Source organism: Ramlibacter sp. PS4R-6 (genome assembly GCF_037572775.1).
In the GTDB taxonomy this organism is placed as follows: Bacteria; Pseudomonadota; Gammaproteobacteria; order Burkholderiales; family Burkholderiaceae_C; genus Ramlibacter.
In genome coordinates this window covers 3403679-3427950 of the sequence record NZ_JBBHKA010000001.1, presented here as the reverse complement: position 1 = coordinate 3427950, position 24272 = coordinate 3403679, and the positions used below count along the sequence as shown (strand labels likewise).

Below are 24272 nucleotides of genomic sequence, written 5' to 3'. Positions count from 1 at the left end.
GCTGCTAGCGGCGGCCGATGACGCGCGCGATGCGCCCGGAGTCCTGCGCCATCAGCAGCACCTCTCCGTTGTCGGCCTGCACCCAGCGGTAGCCCTGCGGCGGCCGGTCGAGGCGGCGGGCGCGCCAGTCGCGCACCCAGTATTGCTCCGAGCGGAACTGCGGCGCGTAGCCGCCGGCACGGAAGCGCTGGCCGAACACGCGCGCCTGGCGGTCGTACTCGTAGCCGGGCGACACCGACTGGTACTGCGAGCGCTGCGGGTCGTTCGCGTACGCGTGGCCGGGCGGCACGTTGTTCGCGTTGTACTGCGGGCTGCGCGGGTCGAGCTCGGGGTTGTAGTGCTCCGAACCCGGCTGCGGCGCCTGGTACTGCTGCTGTGCCTGGATCTGCGAGTCGCGGTATGCGCCGTAGTCCGGCTGGGCTGCGGCCCCGAAGCTGGCGGCTGCCAGCACGGCGCCCATCACGAGGGTCTTGTTCATGGCTTATCTCCCAACGGTCGGCACCCATGGTGCGCGCGGCCGGCGGCCGCGCGCGTCGGAAAATCCCCGCTCACTGCGACAGGATCGCGCTGGCAATGAGGCCCGTGGCCAGCGCCATCAGGAGCACGTCGCCGCCATCCGTCTGGACCCACTGGTAGCCATAGGGCGGGGCGTAGAGGTGGCGGGAGCGCCAGTCGTTCACCCAGTAGCGCTGCGCGCGGTACTGGTGGGGCACGTAGCCGCCGGCGTAGTAGCGCGGGGCGTATGCCTGCCGGTACTGCGGCGTGTACTGGCCGTACGAGCGGTACTGCGGCGCGTAGTTGTCGTACGCGCGGTATTGCGGCTGCGCGTAGCTGCGCTGCGAGTAGCGCTGGGTCTGGTTGTCCTGGTAGCTGCGCTGGTGGTCGCGCTGCCAGTTGCGCTCCACGTTGCGTTCCTGGTGGCGGCTGCCGTCGTGGCGCTGCACGTGGTCGCGGCCCTGGCGGTTGCCGTCGCGGTCCCAGTCGCGCGCCTGCGCGGCGGTGCTGAAGCCCAGCGTCGCGGCGAGCGCGGTGCAGAGGATGGCTGTGGTTTTCATGGCTGTCTCCCAGGTTGGACAGCCTGCATCGTGCGCGCCCCAGGTGTCGCTGCTGCGTCGCCACCGCCTGCGCAGGCAAAGTTCAGTGACGAAGTGTGTGGCTCTTCAGAAGGTGGCGGGCAGCACCTTCAGGCCCAGCCAGGCCGCGCCGATGACGGCATTGACCGGCACGCTCAGCGCGCCGGGGATGTAGAACAGCATCGAGAGCACCGGCGCGTCGAGCACCCACTCGGCGAAGCCGCCCAGGCCGTAGAAGATCACGCCGCACCACAGCCACCGGATCATGTAGGTGACGAGCCAGTGCGCGTGCTCCTTGTTGTAGCGCAGGGCGGCCGCGCGCTCGAACAGGTTGCCGCGCGAGGCATCCTTGTACAACCAGCTGAAGAAGAAGTAGCGGTACAGCAGGGTGTGGAAAGCGGTGTCCGGCACTCGACGTCTCCTTGCCTCGGCAATGCGTCATCGTAGGCACGATGGGCCCAATGTGCTTGTAGGACGTTCAGGGTTTTCACCAGCGGCACAATCGCGGGGCATGAAAGCCCTGGCCTTCGCCGCGCTCGTCATGCCCGCATGTGGTGCCTTCGGCCAGCAGGTGGGCAACCTTTTCAACGACCCGTTCGTCCAGGTCACCGCCGGCCTGCCCGGCTGCCCCGTGCCGCGCGGGCCGTACATCACCGAGGAGAAGGCGCGCGTGCAGCAGCACGTGCGCTCGCAGCATGGCAACAGCTGCTACCGCTCGGGCCGCTGCCGGCTGCCCAACTCCTACCTCTATGACGCGGAGCTGGTCCCGCGCGTGCAGACCTTCATCCGCGCCGACGGCCGCTTCAACGACACGAGCCTGTGGATCGTGGGCGAGCGCCGCATCGTCACGGTCATGGGCTGCGTGAGGACGCAGGAGCAGGCGATAGCCCTGGAGCGCGCCATCACGCTGGTCGACGACGTGTCGAACGTGATCCCGTACGTCATGGTCGGCACGCAGGGCGCGCCCCCGTACAAGGTGGTGGGCGACACCCAGCCCGATTGAGTAGCCCCGCACGGCACGTCAGGGTGCGGTCCTACGCGTAACTGCGTCGACGCACGCCTAACATTCCCCGATTCGACAACAGGGAGATGTCAGATGTCCACCGACAAGACCGAAACGCTGTCCGAGGTGTGGAACGCGCGCTTCGACGACCGCGACGACGAGGACCTGGCGTGGCACGTTTGGTCGCAGCGCCTGGCGGAGAGGGAGAAGGCGATGGCGCAGCCCATCCGCAATTTCACGCTTCCGGAACAGGAAGGCGCGCGCCCCGACCTGCGCGAGGCCGCCAACGATTCCAAGCCCTCAGCCAAGTGAACCGCAGAAAGGAGTAGCCATGCCCCGCGGAGACAAGTCCTCCTACACCGACAAGCAGAAACGCCAGGCCGAGCACATCGAGGAAGGCTACGAGAAGCGCGGCGTCGGCAAGAAGGAAGCGGAATCGCGCGCCTGGGCCACCGTCAACAAGGAAACGGGCGGCGGCAAGAAGAGCGGCTCGGGCCGCGGCAAGGCCGTGAACCACAGCTCCTCGAAGAAGGGCGGCGAGAAGGGCGGGCGCGCCTCCGCGTCGCGCTCCGCCGCCGAGCGCTCGGCTTCCGCCAAGAAGGCGGCCGCCACGCGCAAGCGCAACGCTGCGAAGAAGTAGCGCCTCAGCGCAGGCGGATCTTCCCCTCGCGCACGTAGCGGTCGAACTCGTCGCGCGTGATCGCGGTCGAGCTTGCGTCCGCGCCTTCGTGCCAGCTCAGCATCACGCTGTCGGCGGCCACCTCGATCTCGACGGGGCCGTCGGGAATCTCCAGCTTCATGCCGTCGCCGGCGCGAAACTCCACGTCGCCGCGGATGGTGGCTTGCTGCGTCATGGGCACTCCTTGTGTTGCACTGCACCCATTGCAGCAGAGCACGGTCCTCCGCGCTGTCAGCGGAGACCGACGGAAGCTGTCGCTAGGCCGGCGCGCCCTCGCTGAGCTTGGCGACGAGCTCGAGCAACTCCTGCGGCGACACCGGTTTCGTCAGGTGCGCATCGAAGCCGGCCACCTTCGAGGCCGCCATGTCCGCCGCCTGCCCGTAGCCCGTGAGTGCCGCGAGCCGCCCGCCGTAGTTGCGCTGGCGGAATTCGCGCGCCAGCTCGTAGCCGCTCATGCCGGGCAGGCCGATGTCGAGGATGGCCACGTCGGGCGTCCATTCCTCGAGCAGCTTCAGCGCCGCGTCGGGCGTGTACGCCACCTTCACGGCATAGCCCGACATCTCCAGCAGCGTCGCGCAGGTGTCGGCCGCGTCCTCGTTGTCGTCCACGACCATCACGCGGCCGGACCCCTTTTCGAGCGCCATCGGCGCAGAGGGGGCCGCCTGCTCGGGCGGCGACGCCAGGGGCAGCGTCACTTCGATGCAGGCGCCGCGCCCGGGGCCTTCGCTGGTCGCCTTCACCGAGCCGCCGTGCATCTGGACCAGGCTGCGCACGATGGGCAGGCCCAGGCCCAGCCCGCCGCGCGAGCGGTCGGTGTTCTGCGGGGCCTGGTAGAACAGTTCGAACACGCGCTTGAGTTCGTCGCTCGCCATGCCGATGCCGTCGTCGCGCACCTCGACGCGCACGTCCTCGCCGGCCACGTGCGCCCGGACGTGGATCTCGCCGCCGCTCGGCGTGAACTTGACGGCGTTGACCAGGAGGTTGTTGAACACCTGCACCAGCCGCACCTCGTCGCCTTCGATCCATGCGCCGTGCACTTCCGGGTCCAGCTCCAGCAGCAGCGTGCGCTTCATCAGCAGGGGCTGGATCGCGTCGACCACCTGCTCCAGGATGTGGGCCACGTTCACCGGCCGCCGCGCGAGCGTCAGGCGCCCGGTCGTGATGCGCGAGACGTCCAGCAGGTCGTCGACCAGGCGCGTGACGTGCACCAGCTGGCGCTCGATGATGCGGCGCTCCTGCGCGGTCGCCTCGTCGCCCTTGAGCGCCATCAGTTGCACCGCGTTGGCGATCGGCGCCAGCGGGTTGCGCAGCTCGTGGCCCAGCATCGCGAGGAACTGGTCCTTGCTGCGGTTGGCGTCCTCGGCGATGCGCAGCGCCTCCACGCGCTCCTGCGTCGCGAGGTCGCGCTCCATCGCCGCCGTGCGCAAGGCCACGGCCACGTCGTCGAGCTCGCTGATTTCCAGCGTGGGCACGTGCACGGGGGCGCCCCGGCCCAGCGCGCTCGCCGCTTCCTTGAGCCTCTCGATCGGTTCGCTCACGCGGCGCGCGAGCACCCAGGCGAGCACCAGCGCGAGCGCGAGCGATGCGCCCAGGCCCAGCGCGATCGCGCCCAGCAACGCATAGAAGGAGCGGTTGGCTTCGTTCACCGAGGTGCCCACCGACACGACCCAGCCGAACGAGTGCAGGCGCGTGAAGCCGGTGTACACCTGCTCGCCTTCGGTCGTGGTGGTCATGCCGACGCCTTGCGTGGCGCCGCCGGCGAGCAGGCGCGTGAGCGAGGGGTTCGGCGGGGCGCTGACCGGCGGGCGCGAGCGCGCCATGCGCCGCCCGGTCTGGTCGAACACCGAGGCCACCGAGCCCACGGGGATGTTCTGCCGCGCCAGCACCTTGTGGATCACCTCGGTCGACAGCACCGCCGACAGGATGTAGACGACGTGTTCGCCGCGCACGACCGGAACCCGTACCACGAAGGTCTCGACCTTGTCGGATGGCGAGACCACCACGCGCGACACCAGCGGCTTCTTCGTGCGCACCACCTCGTTCAGGCTGTCCGGGTCGACCGGCTGCGGGTCGAAGCGGTCGAAGGGCTGGTTCGAGCGGAAGAGGAGGTGGCCTTCCGCATCGGCCAGCACGACCTGCCGCCACCCGAGCTGCTGCGCGCTGCGCCGCGTGGACAGGTGGAAGGCGCGCAGGTCCGCGCGTTCCAGCTCGTCGGACGTGCTCATCTGGTCGAGCAGCGCCGTGATGGAGCGCACCTCGGCCTCCACGGCGGTCGCGAGCGCGCGCGAAATTTCCAACGCGGAACGCTGCGCGGAGTTGCGCTGTTCGTCGTAGAGGTGGCTCACGCCCCAGGCCAGCACCATCACCAGCGGCACGAGGCCGCTCGCGGCCAGGAGCAGCAGGCGCATCCGCAGCGGGCCGGTGGTACCACGCGAGACCGGGCTCATCCGCCCATGGTAATGGCGGAAAGCTGGCTCAGCCGAAGGAAATCGTGGGCTGGTGCGGCTCCAGCCGCCCCTGCTGGACCGTAACGCCCCAGGCGGACGCGATCGCCTGCGCGAGGGCGGCCGCCAGCGCGCCCACGTCCGCGCGGCCGCCCGGGTGGACGGCTTCCATGACGACCAGGACATCTCGCGTTTCATCGCGCACCGCCGACAGGCCGCTTTGGCGGTGCGTCCAGCGCCGCGCGTGGGCCTGGCCCGAGGCGTCGACGAAGCTCACCTCGCCGGGGTCGGGATGCTCGACGTCGCCGCCGAAGGGGAGGTAGCGCTCCGTGCCCTCCGCCAGGCGCACCTGCAGCGGCCATTCGACCTTGGCGACGTCGAGCGCCGCGACCGGGATCGCATACGCCAGCGACGCCGCGTTGCACACGTCGATCAGCGGGTGGATGGCGGGCAGCTCGCCTTCCTTGCGGAAGCGCCGCAGGAGCGACTCCGACGCGCAGCGGTACTGCGTGGGCTTCAGGCCCATGCGCGAGAACACGCGGCGCCAGGCGTTCACCTCGGGCAGCTCGCTTTCCGATTCGACGGCGGCCAGGCGCTGGCGCGCCGTGGTGTTGAAGGCCGCGACATGCTGCGAGACATCGGCCTTCGCGTCGATGCCGCGCACGAACAGCGCGGCGGCCGCGAGCTCGGGATAGCGCGACCAGATCTGCGGGTGGTGGCTGAACTCCATGGGCGCAGTGTCGCGCCCGCCTCAGGCCCGCGTCTTGAACGAAATTGCGCCCGCGCGCCAGGCGCCGGGCGTGAAGCCGAAGCGCTGCACGAAGACGCGCGTCATGTGGCTCTGGTCGGCGAAGCCGCAGGCCGCCGCCGCGTCGCCGAGCGCCACGCCCTCGCGGATCAGCGCACGCGCGCGCTCGGCGCGGCGCTGCACCAGCCAGTCGTGCGGCGTGACGCCGAAGCGCCGGCGGAAGCGCCGCAGCAGCTGGAACTTGCCCAGGCCCGACAGCGCGGCCAGCTCGTCGAGCGAAGGCGCTTCGGTGCCGTCGGCCAGCCGCTCGCGCACGCGCTCGAGGTCGCCGTCGGCCTCCTCGTCGCGCACGACCAGCGTCGAGTGGCCCCGCAGCATCAGGCCGCACGCGGCCACCAGCGCCTCCTCGAACGCCAGCGATTCGCCGTGCTCCATCGCGTGCAGGAGCGCGCCGACCGCGCGCCGCACGCGTGCATCGCCGAACGCCGCCTTGGTGAAGGCGACGTCGCTGCGGCCCGCGATGCCGCCGAACACCCCGGGCTCGATGTACACGGTGAACCAGCGCCGCGACGGCCCGCCCAGCGGCCGCCCGTCGTGCACGTCGCCGGGGTTCATGCAGACGATGTCGCCCTCGAACGCATCGACCGCGCCCTGCGGGCTGGCGGAGCGGTGCGCGCCGCGCGCGATCAGCCCGAAGCCATAGGTGGTGTGCCAGTGCCGGGCGTAGTGCCGCGCGCTGTCGACCTCGGTGGCGTACACGCCTGCATCGGGCGACGCGATCACGCGGCAGCGGTGCGGGGCGGCGCTCACGGCTGCGGCGGGCGCAAGGCGATGAAGTCGCGGCGCACCTGCTCGTACGCGGCCGCCACGCGCAGCAGGAAGGCATCGGCGCTGTGGCGCGCCATCAGCTGGATGCCCATCGGCCACTTGCCGTTGGCATGGAAGCCTGCGGGCACGGCCAGCGACGGGATGCCCACGAGCGTCGCGTAGGTGGTCACTTCCATCCAGCGGTGGTACGTGTCCATGTGCCGCCCGGCGATTTCGTTGGGCCAGCGCATGCTCACGTCGAAGGGCCAGACCTGCGCCGTCGGCAGCACCAGCACGTCCCATTTATCGAAGAGGCCGGCCACGTGCTTGTAGAAGGCCGAGCGCGTCTCGGTCGCGCGGCGGAACTCGGGGAACTTCATGCCTTGCGAGCATTCGTATTCCCACTGCGCCTCGGGCTTGATCTTCTCCCGGGCGCCGGGCAGGTGCATCAACGCGCCCACGCGAGGGCCGGCGACGGCACGCCGCCACGCGAGCCAGCTGTCCCACACCTTCGCCGGGTCGAAGCCGAGCGGGATCTCCTCGACCACCGCCCCGGCCGACGTGAAATGCTTCAGCGCGTCCTCGCACACGTCGAGCACGCCGTCGTCGGTGGCGAGGTGCCCGTCGAGGTCCGCGAGCCAGCCGATGCGCAGGCCTTTCAGCACGGACACATCGGGCTCGTAGCGCCATTCGATGGCCGACTGCAGCGACAGCGGCGCGCGCGGGTCGTAGCCGCTTTGCGTCAGGAGCAGCCGCCCCAGGTCCTCGACGTTGCGCGCCATCGGCCCTTCGGTGGACAGCATGTCGATCCACACGTCGTTGTTGAACGCCTGCGGCACGCGGCCCTGCGTGGGGCGGAAGCCGTAGCAGTGGTTCCAGCCCGCGGGGTTGCGCAGCGACCCCATGAAGTCGGAGCCGTCGGCGATGGGCAGCATGCGCTGCGCCAGGCACACGGCCGCGCCGCCGCTGGAGCCGCCGGCGCTCACGTGCGTGTCCCACGCGTTGTGCGTGGCGCCCCACAGCGTGCTGAAGGTGTGCGAGCCCAGCCCGAGCTCGGGCGTCGTGGTCTTGCCGATCACGATGCAGCCCGCGTCCTTCATGCGCGCGGCCATCACGCTGTCGCGCACCGGCTTGTTGTTGGCGAGCAGCTCGCAGCCCTTCGTCGTGGGGAAACCCACCGCGTCGGCGGCGTCCTTGATCGCGACCGGGATGCCGTGCAGCCACCCGCGCGAAGCGCCGCCCGCCAGCTCCTTGTCGTACGCATCGGCTTGCGCGAGTAGCGTGTCCTGCGGCGCCAGGTTGACGATGGCATTGAAGCTGGGATTGAGCTGCGCGATGCGGGCCAGGAAGGCCTGCATCACCTCGCGGCAGGAAACTTCTTTCGAATGGATGCTGCGGGAGAGCGCGGTAGCGCCCCGATCGGTGATCTCTTGCATGCACGCATTGTTTCACTCGGATACGGCAGAGCCAAGGTTTTCGTCCCTATGCTGGCTCATCCATTCGGAGGTGCCAGCGTATGAAGAGGGTGACGAGCATCATGGCCGCCCTGGTGTTCACGGCGGCAGCCGGCGCGGCCGGCGCGCAGACCGTCTACAAGTGCAAGGAAGGCAGCTATTCGGACCAGAACTGCGCCAGCCGCGTCGTGCGCACGTACGACTCGCCGGTGCCCGTGACGGCCAAGGCGCGCGACGGCGCGTCGCGGCGGCTGCCCGGCGAGACCGTCGCCGAGTTCAACGTGCGCAAGCGCCGGGGCCACATGAAGGAAACCGACCGCGACGAATGCGCGCGCCTGGACAAGCGCATCCCCTTCGAGCAGGAGCGCGCCAAGACCAACAACGAGGACGAGGTGGACGCCGCCCAGGCCGCCCTGGACATCAGCCGCAAGCGCTTCAAGGCCCTGGGCTGCTGACCGAAACCGTTTCGGCGCGTAACACGGGTTGACTATGATGGCCCCCTTCCCCGGTCACGAGCCGGGGGCAGGAGGACTCATGACGGACATCTCGCGCGCGATCCGCCGCGCATTCCTTGCGGCGGCTCTCGTGCTGCCGGCGATCCACGCCGTGGCCGCCGGCGACGACTCGGCCGCGATCATCATCGACAACGACAGCAACATGGTGGTCATCGGCGGCCGCGTGGTGCCGCCGCATCCCATCCCGCAGAACTTCGCGGCCGCCGGCGGGCGCATCGTCGTCGACAAGCCCATCGGCCACAACGCGGGCCTCGCGGGCGGATCGGTGGAGATCCGCGCGCCCATCGGCGGCAAGCTGGGCGCCGCGGGGGGCAGCATCACCATCGACGCCGCGGTGGGCAGCAGCGTGGGCGCGGCGGGCGGCGAGGTGCGCATCGCGAAGAACGGTTCCATCGGCGGCACGGCGCGCATCACCGGCAGCCGGCTCGACGTGGACGGCGTGGTGCGCGGCAGCCTGCACGCGGTCGGCGAAATCCTCACGATCAACGGCGAGGTGCAAGGCGACGTCGACGCCGAGGTCGAGCAGCTCGTGCTCGGCCCGGGCGCGAAGGTCGGCGGCAACATCAAGTACATCGCGGGCAGCGAGATCGTGAAGGGCGAGGGCGCCACCATCGGCGGCCAGGTGGTGCGCCGCGACTCGGCGTCGCTCGCCCACGAAGCGTCGCGCAGCGAAGGCGCGCGCACGGCGATCACGGTGATCGGCTTCATCGCCACCGCGATGGTGTTCCTCGTCGTGCTGGCCTGCGGCGCCATCTTCCTGGCGGTCGCGCCGATCTTCAGCGTGGAGGCGCCGGACCGCCTGCGCGCGAGCCCCGGCAAGTCCTTCGGCATGGGCCTGCTCACGGTGGTGGGCGCGCCCATCCTCGCCGTGCTGCTCATGATCACCATCGTCGGCATCCCGGTGGGCATCCTCATCTTCGCGCTGTACCCGCTGGCGCTGCTGCTCGGCTTCGTCGTCGGCATCCTGTGGCTCGCGAGCTGGATCACGCAGCTGGCCAGGAAGCCGCCGCCGCCCACGGTGGCGCGCGCGATCGGCTACTTCGCCATCGCGCTGCTCGCGGCCACCATCGTCAGCAAGATCCCCGTGCTGGGCGGCTTCCTCGTGGGCCTGCTCCTGCTGATGGGCGTGGGCGCGCTGGAGGTGGAGCTGTTCCGCCGCATGCGCGCCGGCTCCGGCGCGATGCGCGGGCGCGTCGAAGTGGTGCGGCCCTAGGACTGCACGGTTCGAACTTTCTACCGAAAGAAGCCGCCGCGCGTGTGACTGCGCCGCAACGCGGCCGCACGCCGCCATTGGGTTGCATGCCAACGTGAGCTAGATTGCGCCCATTGGAGGGGAGGGGGCGCAATGCCCGAAGTCCGATGAACCACGCCCCGGATTGGGTGGAGACGTTGCCGGGCCCGTGGTGGGCCGACGGCGCCATCGTCGTCGCCGCCTTCGTGCTGCTGTTCGCGCTGTCGGCCTTCCTGCGCCGCCGCTACCGCGTGCGGCTCGCGCGCGTCGTCAGCGCGTCGCGCAGCGCCGATGCCTTCGCCGCGCTGTCTCTGCGTGAATTCCAGATCGTCGTGGGCGACGCGTTCCGCGCGCAGGGCTACGAGGTGCGGGAACTGCACGGGCCGGACCTGGAAGGCGGCGTCGACATGGAGCTGCGCCGCGACGGCGAGTTCTACATCGCGCAGTGCACGCACTGGCAGACCTACAAGGTGCCGGCCTCCGCAGTCCGCGAGCTGTACATGGAGATGGACAGCCGCGGGGCCAGCGGCGCCTTCCTGGTCACCGCGGGCACGTTCAGCGAGGACGCCCGTGCGTTCGTCCAGGGCACGGACGTGCAACTGGTCGATGGCGGGAAGCTCGTCGAGCTGGTGGGGCAGCGCTAGCGGTCGCGCGGCGGCGGCTCTTCCATCGTCGTCGTCTCGCCTTCCTCGTACAGCATCGAATCGGGTTGCCGCTGCGTGGGCGCATCGGCCAATCGGTTGACCACGAAGTAGAGCACCGTCAGCAGCACGCCGGCCAGCAGCACCCAGGGGCTGAGCGCCCGGAAGGCGCCGGCGGCTTCGCGCAGGCCGGGATGGGTTGCGGCGGCCAGCAGCAACGCCGCTACGTAGAGGGCCGCGCTGGCGCCCAGCAGGCAGACGCCGCCGATGAGCACGGGGCGCCGCGGGTCCTTCGTTGTCTTGTCCACGCCCCGATGGTAGAAGGTCGTGTCGATTCCGTGGGGCTTCGCACGTCGTGGGGGTGGAGGGCGCCTTGCCCCCGGAACCAACCCAGGAGAAATCCATGCCCATGCTCGACAGCTACCTGTTCTTCGACGGCAACTGCGCCGAGGCCATGCGCTTCTACGAGCGCGTCACCGGCGGCAAGCTGCTGGCGATGATGAAGTACGGCGAATCGCCCGTGCCCCAGGACCCGGCCCACTGCGGCCCCGGCGACATGGACCGCATCATGCATGCGCACATCCTCATCGACGGCCGCAACCTGATGGCCAGCGACTCGCCCAAGGGCCAGCACAAGCCGATGCAGGGCTTCTCGCTTTCGCTCTTCTACGACACGCCCGAGGAAGCGAAGAAGAAGTTCGACATGCTCGCCGACGGCGGCCAGACCTTCATGCCCTGGGGCCCGACGTTCTGGGCCAATGGTTTCGGCATGTGCGTCGACAAATTCGGCACGCCATGGATGGTGAGCGGCGGGGCGGTGAACGCGCCGCCGCAGGGCTGAAGAGGCGCTAGGCCAGCACGCCTTCGGCCTTGTCGGGTTGGGCTGGAATCCCTTAGCCGGCGGGCGGGCGGGCCCCGGGTGTCTGCGTGCGGTCTCGCGCCGGCCACAAGTCTTCGGCGGCTGGGAGCACCGTCTGCTTGCCCGTGATGCGCTCCACGGCAATCGCATAGACGGTGACTCCGTCCAGGCGCGGGTAGAAGCCGCGCGGGCGGTCCGGGTCGGTGGGGTAGTAGCGTGCCATCAGCGCGTCGAAGAACCCGGCTTTCGCTTCGGCTTCGTCGACGATGCGCACTGCGCCGTACGCCACGACGCTGCGATAGGCCAGCCCCGTGTCGCAGGCGAAGCGGCCGTACGCGAACACTTCGCCCGGGTCGTCCACCTCGAAACACGCGCGGGCGTTCTGGTCGACGTTGCGCCGAAGGTGCCCCTCGGCGTGCGTGTTGTGGAACCAGATCTCGCCGCCCTTCACGACGAACAGCATCGGGCACACGTAGGGCTCGCCGGAGGCGCTGGCCGTCGCGACCCGGCCGCAGTACGCGGACCGCAGCGCGTTCCAGGCCTCGTCGTCGGGCATCTGCCTGTCGGCGCGGCGCAGGTTGGGGGCTTCGCTCATGGGACCTCCTGGCCCATTATTTTCGAATTCGGCGCCGCGCAGTCGCGGGCTTGACCGCGCATCGGGCGTCTTTCAACATCGCTTGCGGACGGAGGAGTCCGGGGAGCCGATGCAATGGGCCGACTTGCCATTTCGCTGCGTGTGGCGCGGGCGCTGCCGTGGCTGCTGTTTTTCACGTGGATCGTCGTCGTCACCGGCGCCGCCAACGGGTGGTGGCGCGCCGGCCCCAGCTGGGGCTTCCCCTTCATCCTGTCGGTGATCGCGGGCGCGGCCGCCTACGGCTGGCAGCGCTGGCGGCGCGAACGCATCATCCGCGAAAGCGCGCTGCCGCAATACCTCAAGATGAAGCTGCGCAAGGCCTACCCGCACCTGTCGCAGAAGGATGCGGAGCTCGTGGAGCGCGGCCTGCGGCAGTACTTCCTGGCCTGCAGCCGCAGCAAGCGCCAGTTCGTCAGCATGCCTTCGCGCGTGGTCGACTCCATGTGGCACGAGTTCATCCTGCACACGCAGGCCTACCGCCACTGGTGCAACACGGCGCTGGGCTGGTTCCTGCACCACACGCCCGCCGAAGCGCTGGGCGGTGAACCCAGGCGCAACGACGGTTTGCGCCGTGCGTGGTACTGGGCCTGCAAGGACGAAGCGATCAACCCGAGGTTGCCGACGCGCCTGCCGTTGCTCTTCGCGCTGGACACGAAGCTCGCGATCGAGAACGGGTTCAAGTACGTGCCCGATTGCCACGACATCAACCGCAAGGCGGATGGGTCGGTGGGGTTCGCGTATTGCGGCACGGACTTCGGGGACGGCGGGGCGTTCGGTGGGGACGCGGGTAGCTTCGGGGGCGCGGAGTCGTCGGATGGGAGTGGGGCGGATGGCGGGGGAGACGGTGGGTGTGGCGGCGGTGGGTGCGGAGGTGGAGGCGATTGACGAAATCCCTCAAGGCCGTCCGCAGGGTCCGGTTTTGGGCTGCACGCGTTTCCCCGCGCGTCGAGGGACGCGCTAGCTCCTTCCTTCAACCGAACATCCGGTCTTCCACGTCGTAGCCGAGCGCGCCCAGGTCCACCAGCCCCACCAGTTTCACCACGCGATCGCTGCGGTCCTGGAAGGTCGCCTCCTTGCTGCTGTCGATGACCAAGTAGGTGTCGCCGTCGTACTCGAACCATTGCAGGGCCGAATAGTTGGGCGCCTTGGTGGCGGCCGCGTCCAGGTAGGCGCCAAAGCTGGAGCCATCGGGAAGGACGAGACGCGAAGGGAACCACGTCTGCGCATCGAGCGGACCGTTCCACCATGCGTCATCCGGCAAGCGCACCATGTATTCCAGGTCGAGCTTGTCGATGCCGGGCTGGAAATCGGCGACGACGGACGGCCTCTCGCGTCCGAAGTACGAGGTCAGCCAGAAATGGTCCGCGCCTTCTCCGCCCACGAGGATGGTCGGCCCGCGGGCATACAGCACGTCGTCGCCTGCACCCCCTTCGACCGCTGCGCCTGTACCGCTGTATGCAAAAAGCTTGTCGTTCCCCGCGCCGCCGACCAGGCGGGTGTCCGGCGCCATGTACGCGGCGACCATGCCCACGAAACCCGAAGCGTCGATGACGGCGGCGTCGACGGGGTGCTCCGCGGTCCCCAGGTGCAGCAGGTCGCGGCCGGAAACCGACAGCCGCTCGAGGTGCCCGGAAGCGATGGTGACCTCGTGGGTCGTGTAGTAGGGCGGATCCGCCAGCATGAGGTTCACGCGTTCGAAGCCGCTCACATAGAGCGTGAAATCCCAGTTCGATTGGATGTCGAGGTTGGCCGAGAAGGTGACGGCCGACGCCGCATCCTGCGGATGCACCTCGACAAGGCTCATCAACCCGCCGTCGGCGATGGTGAGTGTCGCGCCGTCCATCACGTTCCGGACGACGGGGTTGCGATAGATGTTGGCGAGGTAGATGTCCTGCAGGCCGTACGCATCCACTTCGCGGTCCGCCAGCCAATCCGTCGCGTTGCGCGCAGTGGTCACCGAAGCCGGGTCCGACGTGACGTTGGCGAGCACGTCGCTTGCGAAGCTGATGGAACCGCCGCTTTCGCCGTAGTACAGGGCGGCGTCGCAGCGATTGCGGAACAGCGCCGCGCTCTGCAGCCCCGCGGGATCCGTCCCGTCGTAGTGGGTCACCACATCGATCATCTCGAGGAGCACGCCCGTGCGTGTCGCCCCGGGCGCCGCGAACCTTGCGAGCCAGAATTCAAGGCCCTCGAGATCGGTCACCCGCCCCAACACGTTCGCGTAGAACGCGAAGATCACCTGCGCGTCGCTCTGGTGTGTCGGGTAGTAGGCCCGCGCGGCTGCGGTGCCGAACATGGCATCGGCGATTTCCTGGGGCGATCGGCCGGAGGCCGACCAATAAGCCAGCCCTTCGGCATCGGGCGCGCGCCCGAACATGGCGACGTACAGCTGCGCGACGAGCGTGTGAGCGGAATCCATCCGTCCTCCGTCCCTTTGTTGGTCTTCTGGGTGGGCGGACTGTACGATTGCAGCGCTTCGGGAGTTGTGACGTGTACCACCCTTTTGACTTATCCAATCGCACGGCGATCGTCACCGGCGGCAACGGCGGCATCGGCCTCGGCATGGCCAGCGCGCTGCTCGCTTCAGGCGCCGCGGTCGCGATCTGGGGCAGCAATGCCGCCAAGACGCAAGCCGCCAAGGAGAAGCTCGCCGCCGAATGCGGCGATGCCAAGCGCGTCCAAGCTTTTGTGTGCGACGTCGGTGACGAAGCGCAGGTCGAATCCACCTTCGCGCAATCCGTGCAGGCGCTCGGCGGCACCGTGAATGCTGTCTTCGCCAACGCCGGCGTCTCCAGCAAGGGCACGCAATTGCAGGACATGACCCTCGACGAATTCCGCCGCGTGCAGCGCGTGAACGTCGAAGGCGTGTTCCTCACCTTCCGCGCCGCGGCGCGCCACATGATCGAGCGCGGCCAGGGCGGCTCGCTCGTCGCGACAGCCAGCACGGCCGCCGTCGAAGGCGCCGCGCGCAACAGCCACTACGGCGCGTCGAAGGGCGCGGTGACGTCGATGGTGCGCGCGCTCGCCGTCGAACTGGCGCGCCACAGGATCCGCGTCAACTCGATCCTCCCGGGCTGGATCGAAACCGACATGACCGAGCGCTCGATCGGCAATTCCAAGTTCGCCGACGCCGTGCTGCCGCGCATCCCGTCGCGGCGCTGGGGCACGATCGAGGATTTCGGCGGCATCGCGGTGTACCTGGCCAGCGACGCGTCGGCGTACGCGACCGGCGAACAGTTCCTCATCGACGGCGGCTACACAAAGTTCTAGTCCTCCAGCTCTGCAACGGCGCAAGGCCCTATTGCAGAGCAGCCCTGCGCTACAGTCGCAGGTATCCGCCGCCTCCCGCATCTGTCTTGTGGAGGGTTGCGCCGATCGAACCGGGAACGCAAACATGGGCGGTGCGCAAAGGCGCGAAATCCTTTCTTCGGGCGTGCCCGGACTCGACGACATCCTCGGCGGCGGGCTCACGGCGCATCGCATCTATCTCCTCGAAGGCGAGCCCGGCGCGGGCAAGACGACCTCGGGCCTGCAGTTCCTGATGGAAGGGGCGCGCAACGGCGAGGAGGTGGTCTACATCACCCTCGCCGAGAACATCGAGGAGCTGCGCTCCGTCGCCGAGTCGCACGGCTGGGACCTGAAGGGCATCCACATCCACGAGGTGCTGCCCACCGAGGAAGTGCTGCTGCGCGAAGACCAGTACGCCATGTTCCATCCCTCCGAGGTGGAGATGGTCGACACGCTCAAGACCATCCTGTCGGTGGTGGAGGAGCGCAAGCCGGTGCGCGTGGTGCTCGATTCGCTGTCCGAACTGCAGCTGCTGGCCGAATCGCCGCTGCGCTACCGCCGCCAGGTGCTGGCGCTCAAGCAGTTCTTCTCCACGCGGCACTGCACGGTGCTGCTGCTGGACGACCGCACGGCATCGATCGCCGGCGACCTGCAGGTGCGCAGCATCGCGCACGGGGTGATCCAGCTGTCGCACACCGTTCAGGCCTACGGCGCCGAGCGCCGGCAGATGCGCATCGTCAAGCACCGCGGCCGCGAGGTGGCGGGAGGCCTGCACGACTACAACCTGGCGCGGGGCGGCATGGTCGTCCATCCGCGCCTGGTGGCTGCGGAATCGCGCGTGCTGCAGGACCGCAGCCAGTTCTCCACCGGTGTGATGCAGCTCGACCAACTGCTGGGCGGCGGCATCGAGGAGGGCACCAGCACGCTGGTCGTCGGCCCGCCGGGCACGGGCAAGTCCACCCTGGCGACGCAGTTCGTCGTGGCGGCGTGCCAGCGCAAGCAGCGGGCGGCGATGTTCCTGTTCGAGGAATCGGCCAGCAACATGCTGCACCGCGCCGATGGGTTGGGCATGCCGCTTCGCCAAGCCCTCCAGGACGATTGCCTCACCGTGCAGCAGATCGACCCCGCGGAGCTGTCGCCCGGCCAGTTCGCCGCTGCCGTGCGCGCCAGTGTCGACGCGGGCGTGAAGGTGGTGGTGATCGACAGCCTCAACGGCTACCTCAACGCGGTGCCCGACGAGCGCTTCCTCACCACGCACCTGCACGAGCTGCTGACTTTCCTGGGCCAGCACCGCGTGCTGACGATCCTGGTGGCCGTGCAGCAGGGCATGCTGGGCGGCAGCATGTCGTCGGCGATGGACGCCAGCTACGTGGCCGATAACGTGCTGATCCTGCGCTACTTCGAGAACGACGGCGAGATTCAGCAGGCCATCTCGGTGTTCAAAAAGCGCGGCAGCGCGCACGAGCGCACCATCCGCGCGTTCTCGCTGGGCAAGGGCGGCATCCAGGTCGGCCCGGTGCTGCGCGGCTACCGCGGGCTTCTCACGGGCGTTCCGGTGCAGACGGGAACGCGTGCGAAGGACGGCACGGAGACCTGAGCGAATGAGCGTGCTGGTCTATGCGATGTCTGCCGGGGATGGCGCCGTCGCCGAGCGCGTGCTGCGCGGCTCGCAGTTGGAGGCGCGGGCGGTCTCCGGTGCGGCGCAGCTGCGCAGCGAACTCGAGCGCGGCACCGGTGCGCTGCTGGTGATGGAAGAGGCGCTGGCCGGCCCGGTACTCACCGTCGTCACCGAGTACCTTGCCGCGCAGGAGCCGTGGTCGGACCTGCCGATCCTCGTCATGACCAAGCGCGGCGCCGACTCCGTGGAAGCGCAGCGCGCCGTGGAATACCTGGGCAACGTGACGCTGTTGGAACGCCCCGTGCGCACCATGGCGCTGGTGAGCGCGGTGCGCTCGGCGCTGCGCGGGCGCAAGCGCCAGTACGAGGTGCGCGCGCTCAACGCGCGCAAGGACCAGCTGCTGGCCACGCTGGCGCACGAGCTGCGCAACCCTTTGGCGCCCATCAGCAATGCCACGGCGGTGCTCAGGCGCATGTACCCCACGCCGCAGGCCGAGCGGCTCACCGACATCATCGGGCGCCAGACGGCGCACCTCACGCGGCTCGTGGACGACCTGCTGGACGTCGCGCGCATCACCAACGGCAAGCTGCAGCTGCAGCCTGCACCGACCACCGTGGCGCAGGTGGTGGTGCACGCGCTGGAGATTGCGTCGGGCGCCATCGAGTCCAATGGCCACCGCCTCGCGGTGCACCAGCCGGCGCAGCACGTGCCCCTGGTGGCCGACCATGTGCGCCTGGTCCAGGCCGTCTCCAACCTGCTGCTCAACGCGGCCAAGTTCACGCCGCCCGGCGGCGACATCTCGCTGACCGTGGAAGTCGACGCCCCCTGGGTCGAATTCCGCGTCAAGGATTCCGGCCGCGGCATCGAGCGCGACTCGCTCGAGCGCATCTTCGACATGTTCGAGCAGGCGCGCGCGGCGGGCGAGCCGTCGGCCGGGCTGGGCCTGGGCCTGCACCTGGCGCGCGCGTTCGCGGAGCTGCACGGCGGCTCGGCCAAGGCGTTCAGCGAAGGGCCCGACAAGGGCAGCGAGTTCACGCTGGCGATCCCGGCCGTGCAGGAAGACGCCGCGGTGTCGGGCGCCGCGCCGTTGCAGCTGCGGCGCAATGCGCTGCCGCAACGCGTCCTGGTGGTCGACGACAACCGGGACGCCGCGCACACGCTCGAGGCGCTGCTGGCCATGCACGGCGTGACGCCGGCGGTGGTCTACGACGGCGCGGCGGCGGTGGCCTACTTCGAGCGCGAGAAACCCGCCCTGGTGGTGATGGACGTGGGCATGCCCGTGATGAACGGCTACGACGCTGCGCGCCGCATCCGGGCGCTGGAGGGCGGGCGCGACGTGGTGCTGGTGGCGCTGACCGGCTGGGGGCAGTACGCCGACAAGGCGCGGGCGGCCGAGGCGGGCTTCGACTTCCACTTCGTCAAGCCCCTGCGCATCGAGGACCTGGTGGCCTCCCTGGCCGGCGCCGGCAGGCCCCAGCCGGCCTGACGGGAGGCAAAAAGGGCGCATACTGCGGGGCATCGACGGCAGAAGGAGAGCCCTTGAAGGACCAGGTCAAGACGAAGATCCGCCAGGACGGGCTTCGATACCAGAGCAAGACGGTGGGTAGCGAGTTTTCGGGGCCGTTCGGCGGCACCATGAGCTGCATCCTCTGCGGCAAGCACGTGCCGCGCGCGCGGCTGGCTTCCGTGATGCTGGGCGGCCGCCGCCAGATGCGCTGCCGCGACGGCTGCTAAGCGAGGGAGAGCTCCAGAGATGCCGAAACCCAATTACTCCTTCGAAAAGCGCCAGCGCGAGCTGGAGAAGAAGCGCAAGAAGGCCGAGAAGGAAGCCGAGAAGGCCGCGCGCAAGAACGCGCCCGACAACGGCTCCACCACCCAGCTCGACCCTTCGCAGCCCGTTCCCGAGCCGCCGAAGGAATAGCTTTGCGCCTCAGGCCGTAGCGGCCTGCAGTGCCTGCTGCCGCTCGCGCAGCCGGTCGCCCACCTCGCCCAGGTCCATGCGGGCCTTGGCTTTCGGGAAGAGCTCGTCGCGCTCCTCCTTCACGTGGTGCTCGATCGCGCAGGCCAGCTGCGACACCAGTTCGTCCATCTGCGGCCCGGCGCTGCCCAGCGCCCGGATGCTCGCGATCATTTGCTTGGCTTCCTGGTGCTCCTGCCGCGCCTCGTCCAGTTGCGCACGCGTTTCCGGCGCGGCTTCGCGCAGCGCGGGGTAGAAGATGTCCTCCTCGATCTGCGCGTGCACGGTGAGCTCGTCGCAGATGCGCATGGCCAGCTGCGTGCGCTCGCCCGCGCTCTCGTCGGGCATCGCGACCGCGAGCCGCGCGTACTCCACGAAGAGGTGCTTGACGGCGATGTGGTCGGCGTCGAGCAGCTCGCACGCGTCCTTGTCGGCGAATTCCATGGGTGTGTGTCCTTTCAAACCAGCGGCGGGTCCATCTCGCGGCCGAAGTGCCGGTGCTTGGCCACGCCGGCGATGAACGCCTGCGTGGCGGCATCGACGTCGGCCGCGGCGGCGACGATCAAACCCGTCTCCGCCTGCGCCTGGGCCTTGTCCATCGCGGCGGGCAGGCCCGCGCGCATCAGCAGCAACTGCGACGCGCCCAGCGCCAGGATGGTCTTGCAGTGGCGGAACTGGTCCTTGATGAATTCCATCGTGTGGCCGTCCTGCGCCAGCGCGGCCACGGCTTCGTCGCCGTCAGGCAGTACGAGGGCGTCGAAGAGGAAGCCCGGCTCGTTCTCGAGCGAGCAGTCCGCATCGAGCATGTCGCCGGCGATCGTCTTGAAGGGCCCGATGCGCGGGCCCACCAGGCGGGCCACCGCGCCCTGCTCGACGAGTGCGGCCTGCACGCGCGACACCGAATCGCCGTCGCATCCCGCGGCGATGAGGATCGCGATCTTGCGGCCCTTGATCGAGCCGTCACCCGGGCGCGCCAGCAGCGACAGCGCCGGCGACTTCAGCACCTCGGGCTTGGCGGGTTTGGCCAGCGCCAGCGGCAGGGGCTGCGGCATCGGGTCCATGCCCAAGCCCATCGCCACCTTCTTCGCGAGATCTTCCGACGCGTTGCGCAGCGAGGCCACCATGCGCTCGCGGATGGCGGGCACCGTCACCTTCGACAACTCGAAGCGGAAGGCATTGGCGATGTGGTCCTTCTCCACCGGCGTCTGGCTCTCGAAGAACAGCCGCGCCTGCGTGTAGTGGTCGGCGAACTTCTCGGGCTTGGCGCGCACCTTGCCCTGTTCCTCCTTGGCCCGGATGCTGGCGGGCACGGACACGAAGCCTTGCGCCGCGCCGGCCTGGAAGGGGCAGCCGCCCGCCAGCGAATTGGGCTCGTACGACACGCGCCCGCGCGGGATGGCCTGGCGGTGCATGCCGTCGCGCTGGTTGTTGTGCACCGGCGCGATCGGCGCGTTGATCGGGATCTCGTGGAAGTTCGGCCCGCCCAGGCGCGTGATCTGCGTGTCCACGTACGAGTGGATGCGCCCGGCCAGCAACGGGTCGTTGGAGAAGTCGATGCCCGGCACGACGTGCGCCGTGCAGTACGCCACCTGCTCCGTCTCGGCGAAGAAGTTGTCGGGGTTGCGATTGAGCACCATGCGGCCCACGGGGCGGATCGGCACGAGCTCCTCGGGCACGATCTTGGTGGCGTCCAGGATGTCGAAGCTGAACTGGTCGGCCTGCTCCTCGGTGAAGATTTGCAGGCCCAGCTCGTACTCGGGGTACGCGCCGGCCTCGATGCGCTCCCACAGATCGCGGCGGTGGTAGTCGGGGTCGGCGCCGGAGATCTTCACGGCCTCGTCCCACACCAGTGAGTGCGTGCCCGCCACCGGCGTCCAGTGGAACTTGACGAACACCGAGTCGCCCGCCTCGTTGACCATGCGGAACGTGTGCACGCCGAAACCCTGCATCGTGGCGAAGCTGCGCGGGATGGCGCGGTCGCTCATCACCCACATCAGCATGTGCGTGGATTCCGGCATGAGCGATACGAAGTCCCAGAACGTGTCGTGGGCGCTCGCGGCCTGCGGCATCTGGTGGTGCGGCTCGGGCTTGACGGCGTGCACCAGGTCCGGGAACTTCATCGCGTCCTGGATGAAGAACACCGGGATGTTGTTGCCCACCAGGTCCCAGTTGCCTTCGTCGGTGTAGAACTTGACGGCGAAGCCGCGCACGTCGCGCGCCGTGTCCTTGCTGCCGCGCTCGCCCTGCACGGTGGAAAAGCGCACGAACACCGGCGTGCGCTTGCCCGCGGCCTGGAAGGGCGCGGCCTTGGTGATGTCGGTGATCGGCTCGTAGCACTCGAAGAAGCCGTGCGCGGCCGAGCCGCGCGCGTGCACGATGCGCTCGGGGATGCGCTCGTGGTCGAAGTGCGTGATCTTCTCGCGCAGGATGAAGTCTTCCAGCAGCGCGGGCCCGCGCACGCCGTACTTCAGCGAGTTCTGGTTGTCGGCGATGCGCACGCCCTGGTTGGTGGTGAGCATCTGCCCCGACGAATCCACGCGCACGCGGTCCAGCGGCGCGATGGTGGCGTTGACGCCTTCGGGCGCCTGAGTGCCCACCTTGTCGGATTCGTTGGCTTCGGACAGCGTGCTGGCCGAGGGCAGGCGCGAAGGCGGCTCCGACGTGGCGCCCGGCTGCGGGTTGACGCCGTTGGCGAAACCGTGTTCCAGCGGCTTGGTGGGGTTGTGCGGCATCGAGGCCGCGAGGGCTTGCGTGTCCGCGGCCTTGGCAGCGGGAAGGTCGTCGCCCGCGTCGGGCGAGATGCGGCTGGGTCCGCTGTCGGTGTTGCGGGCGGCGGACTTGCCGGCGACGCGCTTCGGCGAGGTGCCGGGGCCCTTGGATTGCTTGGCCATGTGGCTCCTGTGTGTCGAAAGTGGACGGAAGCGACAACAGTAGGGGCCTGAACAACGCGGGCCTGTAGGACGAATTCCGTTGCTTGTGGGCCTTTCCGCTGCCGCCGAGCATCGAAAGGCCCTTCGCGGGCGGCGCCGCGCACGAGGCCTCATACTCCACGCTTAACCACGAACCGGAAAGAACACCATGAGCGATTGGGAAGAACGACTGAAGGCCGCGGAAGCCGGCGCCGAGCGCTCCGAAGCCGCCGAGCTGGCTGCCGAAGAAAAATTCAAGGCCGTGCAGGCGCAGACCAACGACGCCGAGGCGCTGGCCAGCGATGAATTCCGTTCGTGGATGGGATCGCGCCGCGCCACCGACGACGCGTGGGGCAAGTGGGCGACCGTGATGGACGCCAAGCCCGCCGGCTGAAGCGCCGGCGCATCAAGCAGAAAACGGGGCCTAGGCCCCGTTTCTCATTTGTTCTTTAACTTGCCCTTGGGCATGACCACCGTGGTCGGCGGCACCGGGCGGTCGGACGTGCCGGCGCCTTCCTTCGGCGTCGAATGGTCCTTCTTGGGTTTCTTGGACATCTTGTTGGATCGCTGTTCGCCTTTGGGCATGGGGGGCTCCTTCTTTTCTCTCTGAGTGGGCGCAAATATAGCAAGCCCAACGAGAGGAAGCGGACTCTCGAAGCCCGGCGCCCCTTACCAGCCCTTGCTGGCGATGAAGTCGCGGATCATCGCGGCCGCCCAGGACGAGCCCGCCTGCCGCAGGTGGATCTCGTCGGAGCGGTACGTCCACGGGATCGTGTCGTCGTTGTGGTCGAGCACGTCCTGCGGGTCGTTGGGGTTGTACGCGTTGATGAACGTGTGGCGCGTGTCCAGGAAGTTGCTGGGGTACAGCGCCTGCAGCTGCGCGTTGATGTCGAGCACCGGCTGGTAATCGGCACCGCCCCGGCGGCCGCGCGGCGTGGCCACGTTGTGCATCGACATGACGATGAAGTGCCCGCCGTTGTAGGGCATGAGCGCGTTGACCAGGCCCTGGATGTCGCCGACCACCCGCTCGGGCGTGTGGATCGACACCGACAGGTTGGCGTGGCCGCACCAGATCACCGGGATGAAGCCGCGGCGGGACGTGTCGGACATGGCGCGCGCAGCCACCTGCTCGGACGTCTGGCCGAGGGCGCTGCCGTCGAAGACGACGCGCTGGGGAATTTGCGCCGCCAGGTTCGCGGCGACGGGGATGCCGATCGAATCGGCCCAGATGACGATGCTTTGGCCTGCCGCGACGGAGGGAGCGGGCGCCGGGGCGGGTGCTGGCGTTGGTGCGGGGGCAGGCGCCGGTGTGGGCGCTGGTGCCGGGGCCGGTGTGGGAGCGGGTGCCGGTGCAGGCGTGGGGGCCGGGGCGGGAGCGGGCGTCGGGGCAGGAGCCGGCGCGGGTGCGGGTGCAGGCGCCGGGGCCGGCGAAGGAGCCGCAGCGGACGTGACGGCTTCACCGCCGCCTCCGCCACCGCCACAGCCGGTCAATGTTGCGACAACCCACGCCGTTGCTGATCGCCTGTCCATGCTGTTCTCCCTAATTCGGCGAAGCCTAAGGAGAGTGCGCTGCCTGAGCAATGGCCCATTCGGATGTATGAGCGCGACAGTGCCCAACGAAAAACGGCGAGCTCTCGCTCGCCGTTTGCTGTTGCCTGCCGGGTGGCAGCTTACATGCGGGGTTCGCCGCGCTGGTTGACGACGATGCGGTTGTTTTCCGGCGGCGCGGCCATCTGCACCGTGTGCGGCGAGCCGCGGAAGTTGTAGGTGACTTCGTAGTAGGCGGGTTTGCCCTGCACGGTCCTGCAGCGCTGCACGTTCTGCTGCGCGCCGCCGACCTGGTAGCCCAGGATGCCCGCGATCAACGCGGCGCCCGGGTCCACCGGGGCGGCTTCCTGGCGCTCCACCCAGCAGCGCTGGTTGGCCTCGCCCATGATCGCGCGCACGTTGGTCACCGGCACTTCGGTCGTGCGCTCATTGGCGCGGCGGCGGTACCGGTACTCTTCGCCGGCTGCGGCTTGCGGCTCGTTTTCGTAACGGCGACCCTCGCTGGCCTTGCGGATGGACGAGATGTTGGCGTCGAGGCCGGTGCCGCGCAGGTTGGGATAGTTGCCGCGGCGCAGGACGGCGCATTTGCCTTCGAAGCGCGGGTTCTCGCAAACTTCCCAGCGGCCCCGTTCCACCACGATCGAACGTGTCGAGTTGCCCAGGCCACGGCGGTCCAGGTTGCGCATGTCCTTGTCGACGACGACGGAGCGGCCGCGGAAGCCCTCGCCCTCGTACAGGACGATTTGGGCCATCGCTTGCGAGCCGAGGATCAGCGCGCCGACGGCGAGCGCCGATTTGATTTGCATTCTCATGAGGTGTCTCCAATGTGAGCCCGCCTTGCGGGACAAGCTCGAGCATCGACGA

Annotated in this window: 30 protein-coding genes; 14 read left to right on the top strand and 16 right to left on the bottom strand. The window is 69.1% G+C overall.

Annotated elements, in window-relative coordinates:
• Window positions 1-4: 4 nt before the first annotated feature.
• From WG903_RS17035 to WG903_RS17025, 3 genes are all read right to left on the bottom strand, one after another.
• The gene (locus tag WG903_RS17035) at window positions 5-478 is read right to left on the bottom strand and encodes an RcnB family protein (protein WP_340077608.1); all 474 of its coding nucleotides are present in this window, start codon (window positions 476-478) and stop codon (window positions 5-7) included.
• A 70-nt stretch (window positions 479-548) separates the two neighbouring features.
• The gene (locus tag WG903_RS17030) at window positions 549-1055 is read right to left on the bottom strand and encodes an RcnB family protein (RefSeq protein WP_340077606.1); all 507 of its coding nucleotides are present in this window, start codon (window positions 1053-1055) and stop codon (window positions 549-551) included.
• A gap of 105 nt (window positions 1056-1160) precedes the next feature.
• Window positions 1161-1484: a hypothetical protein gene (locus tag WG903_RS17025; RefSeq protein ID WP_340077604.1), complete on the bottom strand. Its 324-nt coding sequence runs from the start codon at window positions 1482-1484 to the stop codon at window positions 1161-1163.
• A 100-nt stretch (window positions 1485-1584) separates the two neighbouring features.
• On the opposite strand from WG903_RS17025, the gene WG903_RS17020 reads away from it, so the two are divergent.
• The 3 genes from WG903_RS17020 to WG903_RS17010 all read left to right on the top strand — a co-directional run bounded on the left by WG903_RS17020 (window position 1585) and on the right by WG903_RS17010 (window position 2716).
• Window positions 1585-2076, top strand: coding sequence for a BON domain-containing protein (locus tag WG903_RS17020; protein ID WP_340077602.1), 492 nt, complete (start codon window positions 1585-1587; stop codon window positions 2074-2076).
• A gap of 93 nt (window positions 2077-2169) precedes the next feature.
• Window positions 2170-2388, top strand: a complete 219-nt coding sequence (locus WG903_RS17015) for a hypothetical protein (protein ID WP_340077600.1) — start codon at window positions 2170-2172, stop codon at window positions 2386-2388.
• Window positions 2389-2407: 19 nt separating this feature from the next.
• A complete protein-coding gene (locus tag WG903_RS17010; protein ID WP_340077598.1) occupies window positions 2408-2716 on the top strand; it encodes a plasmid stabilization protein in 309 nt (102 codons plus the stop codon).
• Between the two features lie 4 nt (window positions 2717-2720).
• Here WG903_RS17010 and WG903_RS17005 read toward each other — a convergent pair whose 3' ends face one another.
• The 5 genes from WG903_RS17005 to WG903_RS16985 form a co-directional block, all read right to left on the bottom strand.
• Window positions 2721-2930: a hypothetical protein gene (locus WG903_RS17005; protein ID WP_340077596.1), complete on the bottom strand. Its 210-nt coding sequence runs from the start codon at window positions 2928-2930 to the stop codon at window positions 2721-2723.
• A gap of 82 nt (window positions 2931-3012) precedes the next feature.
• Window positions 3013-5202 (bottom strand): hybrid sensor histidine kinase/response regulator, encoded by a 2190-nt coding sequence (locus WG903_RS17000; protein WP_340077594.1) that lies wholly within the window; start codon window positions 5200-5202, stop codon window positions 3013-3015.
• A gap of 28 nt (window positions 5203-5230) precedes the next feature.
• Complete coding sequence (locus tag WG903_RS16995; RefSeq protein ID WP_340077592.1) at window positions 5231-5929, bottom strand: B3/B4 domain-containing protein; 699 nt, start codon at window positions 5927-5929, stop codon at window positions 5231-5233.
• Between the two features lie 21 nt (window positions 5930-5950).
• The gene (locus WG903_RS16990) at window positions 5951-6757 is read right to left on the bottom strand and encodes a helix-turn-helix transcriptional regulator (protein ID WP_340077590.1); all 807 of its coding nucleotides are present in this window, start codon (window positions 6755-6757) and stop codon (window positions 5951-5953) included.
• Complete coding sequence (locus WG903_RS16985) at window positions 6754-8190, bottom strand: amidase (RefSeq protein ID WP_340077588.1); 1437 nt, start codon at window positions 8188-8190, stop codon at window positions 6754-6756. Before WG903_RS16985 ends, WG903_RS16990 begins: the two co-directional genes overlap by 4 nt.
• A gap of 80 nt (window positions 8191-8270) precedes the next feature.
• Here WG903_RS16985 and WG903_RS16980 point away from each other — a divergent pair, with 80 nt between their 5' ends.
• From WG903_RS16980 to WG903_RS16970, 3 genes are all read left to right on the top strand, one after another.
• Complete coding sequence (locus WG903_RS16980; RefSeq protein WP_340077586.1) at window positions 8271-8663, top strand: hypothetical protein; 393 nt, start codon at window positions 8271-8273, stop codon at window positions 8661-8663.
• Window positions 8664-8742: 79 nt separating this feature from the next.
• Window positions 8743-9936 (top strand): bactofilin family protein, encoded by a 1194-nt coding sequence (locus tag WG903_RS16975; protein WP_340077584.1) that lies wholly within the window; start codon window positions 8743-8745, stop codon window positions 9934-9936.
• Between the two features lie 146 nt (window positions 9937-10082).
• A complete protein-coding gene (locus WG903_RS16970) occupies window positions 10083-10598 on the top strand; it encodes a restriction endonuclease (protein WP_340077582.1) in 516 nt (171 codons plus the stop codon).
• Here WG903_RS16970 and WG903_RS16965 read toward each other — a convergent pair.
• Complete coding sequence (locus WG903_RS16965) at window positions 10595-10903, bottom strand: hypothetical protein (protein WP_340077580.1); 309 nt, start codon at window positions 10901-10903, stop codon at window positions 10595-10597. The genes WG903_RS16970 and WG903_RS16965 overlap by 4 nt on opposite strands.
• Window positions 10904-10998: 95 nt before the next feature.
• On the opposite strand from WG903_RS16965, the gene WG903_RS16960 reads away from it, so the two are divergent.
• Window positions 10999-11436 carry a VOC family protein gene (locus WG903_RS16960; RefSeq protein ID WP_340077578.1) on the top strand — a complete coding sequence of 146 codons (438 nt, stop codon included), beginning with the start codon at window positions 10999-11001 and terminating at the stop codon, window positions 11434-11436.
• Window positions 11437-11488: 52 nt separating this feature from the next.
• On the opposite strand, the gene WG903_RS16955 is transcribed toward WG903_RS16960, so the two are convergent.
• On the bottom strand, window positions 11489-12049 hold the full coding sequence (locus WG903_RS16955) for a pyridoxamine 5'-phosphate oxidase family protein (protein ID WP_340077576.1): 561 nt from the start codon (window positions 12047-12049) through the stop codon (window positions 11489-11491).
• A gap of 114 nt (window positions 12050-12163) precedes the next feature.
• Between WG903_RS16955 and WG903_RS16950 the strand changes: the two genes are divergently transcribed.
• The gene (locus WG903_RS16950) at window positions 12164-12973 is read left to right on the top strand and encodes a glycine-rich domain-containing protein (protein ID WP_340077574.1); all 810 of its coding nucleotides are present in this window, start codon (window positions 12164-12166) and stop codon (window positions 12971-12973) included.
• Window positions 12974-13058: 85 nt separating this feature from the next.
• On the opposite strand, the gene WG903_RS16945 is transcribed toward WG903_RS16950, so the two are convergent.
• Window positions 13059-14507: a DUF4214 domain-containing protein gene (locus WG903_RS16945; protein WP_340077572.1), complete on the bottom strand. Its 1449-nt coding sequence runs from the start codon at window positions 14505-14507 to the stop codon at window positions 13059-13061.
• Window positions 14508-14578: 71 nt separating this feature from the next.
• Between WG903_RS16945 and WG903_RS16940 the strand changes: the two genes are divergently transcribed.
• From WG903_RS16940 to WG903_RS16920, 5 genes are all read left to right on the top strand, one after another.
• Window positions 14579-15358 (top strand): SDR family NAD(P)-dependent oxidoreductase, encoded by a 780-nt coding sequence (locus tag WG903_RS16940; RefSeq protein WP_340077570.1) that lies wholly within the window; start codon window positions 14579-14581, stop codon window positions 15356-15358.
• A 124-nt stretch (window positions 15359-15482) separates the two neighbouring features.
• Entirely contained in the window at window positions 15483-16973 is a 1491-nt protein-coding gene (locus tag WG903_RS16935; RefSeq protein ID WP_340077568.1) for an ATPase domain-containing protein, read from the top strand.
• Between the two features lie 4 nt (window positions 16974-16977).
• Complete coding sequence (locus WG903_RS16930; RefSeq protein ID WP_340077566.1) at window positions 16978-18480, top strand: ATP-binding protein; 1503 nt, start codon at window positions 16978-16980, stop codon at window positions 18478-18480.
• A gap of 53 nt (window positions 18481-18533) precedes the next feature.
• The gene (locus tag WG903_RS16925) at window positions 18534-18728 is read left to right on the top strand and encodes a hypothetical protein (protein ID WP_340077564.1); all 195 of its coding nucleotides are present in this window, start codon (window positions 18534-18536) and stop codon (window positions 18726-18728) included.
• Window positions 18729-18747: 19 nt separating this feature from the next.
• Window positions 18748-18915, top strand: a complete 168-nt coding sequence (locus tag WG903_RS16920) for a hypothetical protein (RefSeq protein WP_340077562.1) — start codon at window positions 18748-18750, stop codon at window positions 18913-18915.
• 9 nt (window positions 18916-18924) lie between these two features.
• Here the strand turns inward: WG903_RS16920 and WG903_RS16915 are convergent, their stop codons facing one another.
• The gene (locus tag WG903_RS16915) at window positions 18925-19395 is read right to left on the bottom strand and encodes a hemerythrin domain-containing protein (RefSeq protein ID WP_340077560.1); all 471 of its coding nucleotides are present in this window, start codon (window positions 19393-19395) and stop codon (window positions 18925-18927) included.
• A 14-nt stretch (window positions 19396-19409) separates the two neighbouring features.
• Window positions 19410-21842 carry a catalase gene (locus WG903_RS16910; RefSeq protein ID WP_340077558.1) on the bottom strand — a complete coding sequence of 811 codons (2433 nt, stop codon included), beginning with the start codon at window positions 21840-21842 and terminating at the stop codon, window positions 19410-19412.
• Between the two features lie 187 nt (window positions 21843-22029).
• Here WG903_RS16910 and WG903_RS16905 point away from each other — a divergent pair, with 187 nt between their 5' ends.
• Window positions 22030-22254, top strand: coding sequence for a hypothetical protein (locus WG903_RS16905; RefSeq protein ID WP_340077556.1), 225 nt, complete (start codon window positions 22030-22032; stop codon window positions 22252-22254).
• A gap of 44 nt (window positions 22255-22298) precedes the next feature.
• Here WG903_RS16905 and WG903_RS16900 read toward each other — a convergent pair whose 3' ends face one another.
• The 3 genes from WG903_RS16900 to WG903_RS16890 form a co-directional block, all read right to left on the bottom strand.
• Window positions 22299-22445: a hypothetical protein gene (locus WG903_RS16900; RefSeq protein ID WP_340077554.1), complete on the bottom strand. Its 147-nt coding sequence runs from the start codon at window positions 22443-22445 to the stop codon at window positions 22299-22301.
• An 84-nt stretch (window positions 22446-22529) separates the two neighbouring features.
• Window positions 22530-22970 (bottom strand): hypothetical protein, encoded by a 441-nt coding sequence (locus tag WG903_RS16895; protein ID WP_340077552.1) that lies wholly within the window; start codon window positions 22968-22970, stop codon window positions 22530-22532.
• A gap of 560 nt (window positions 22971-23530) precedes the next feature.
• Window positions 23531-24220: a beta/gamma crystallin family protein gene (locus tag WG903_RS16890; RefSeq protein WP_340077550.1), complete on the bottom strand. Its 690-nt coding sequence runs from the start codon at window positions 24218-24220 to the stop codon at window positions 23531-23533.
• Window positions 24221-24272 lie beyond the last annotated feature (52 nt).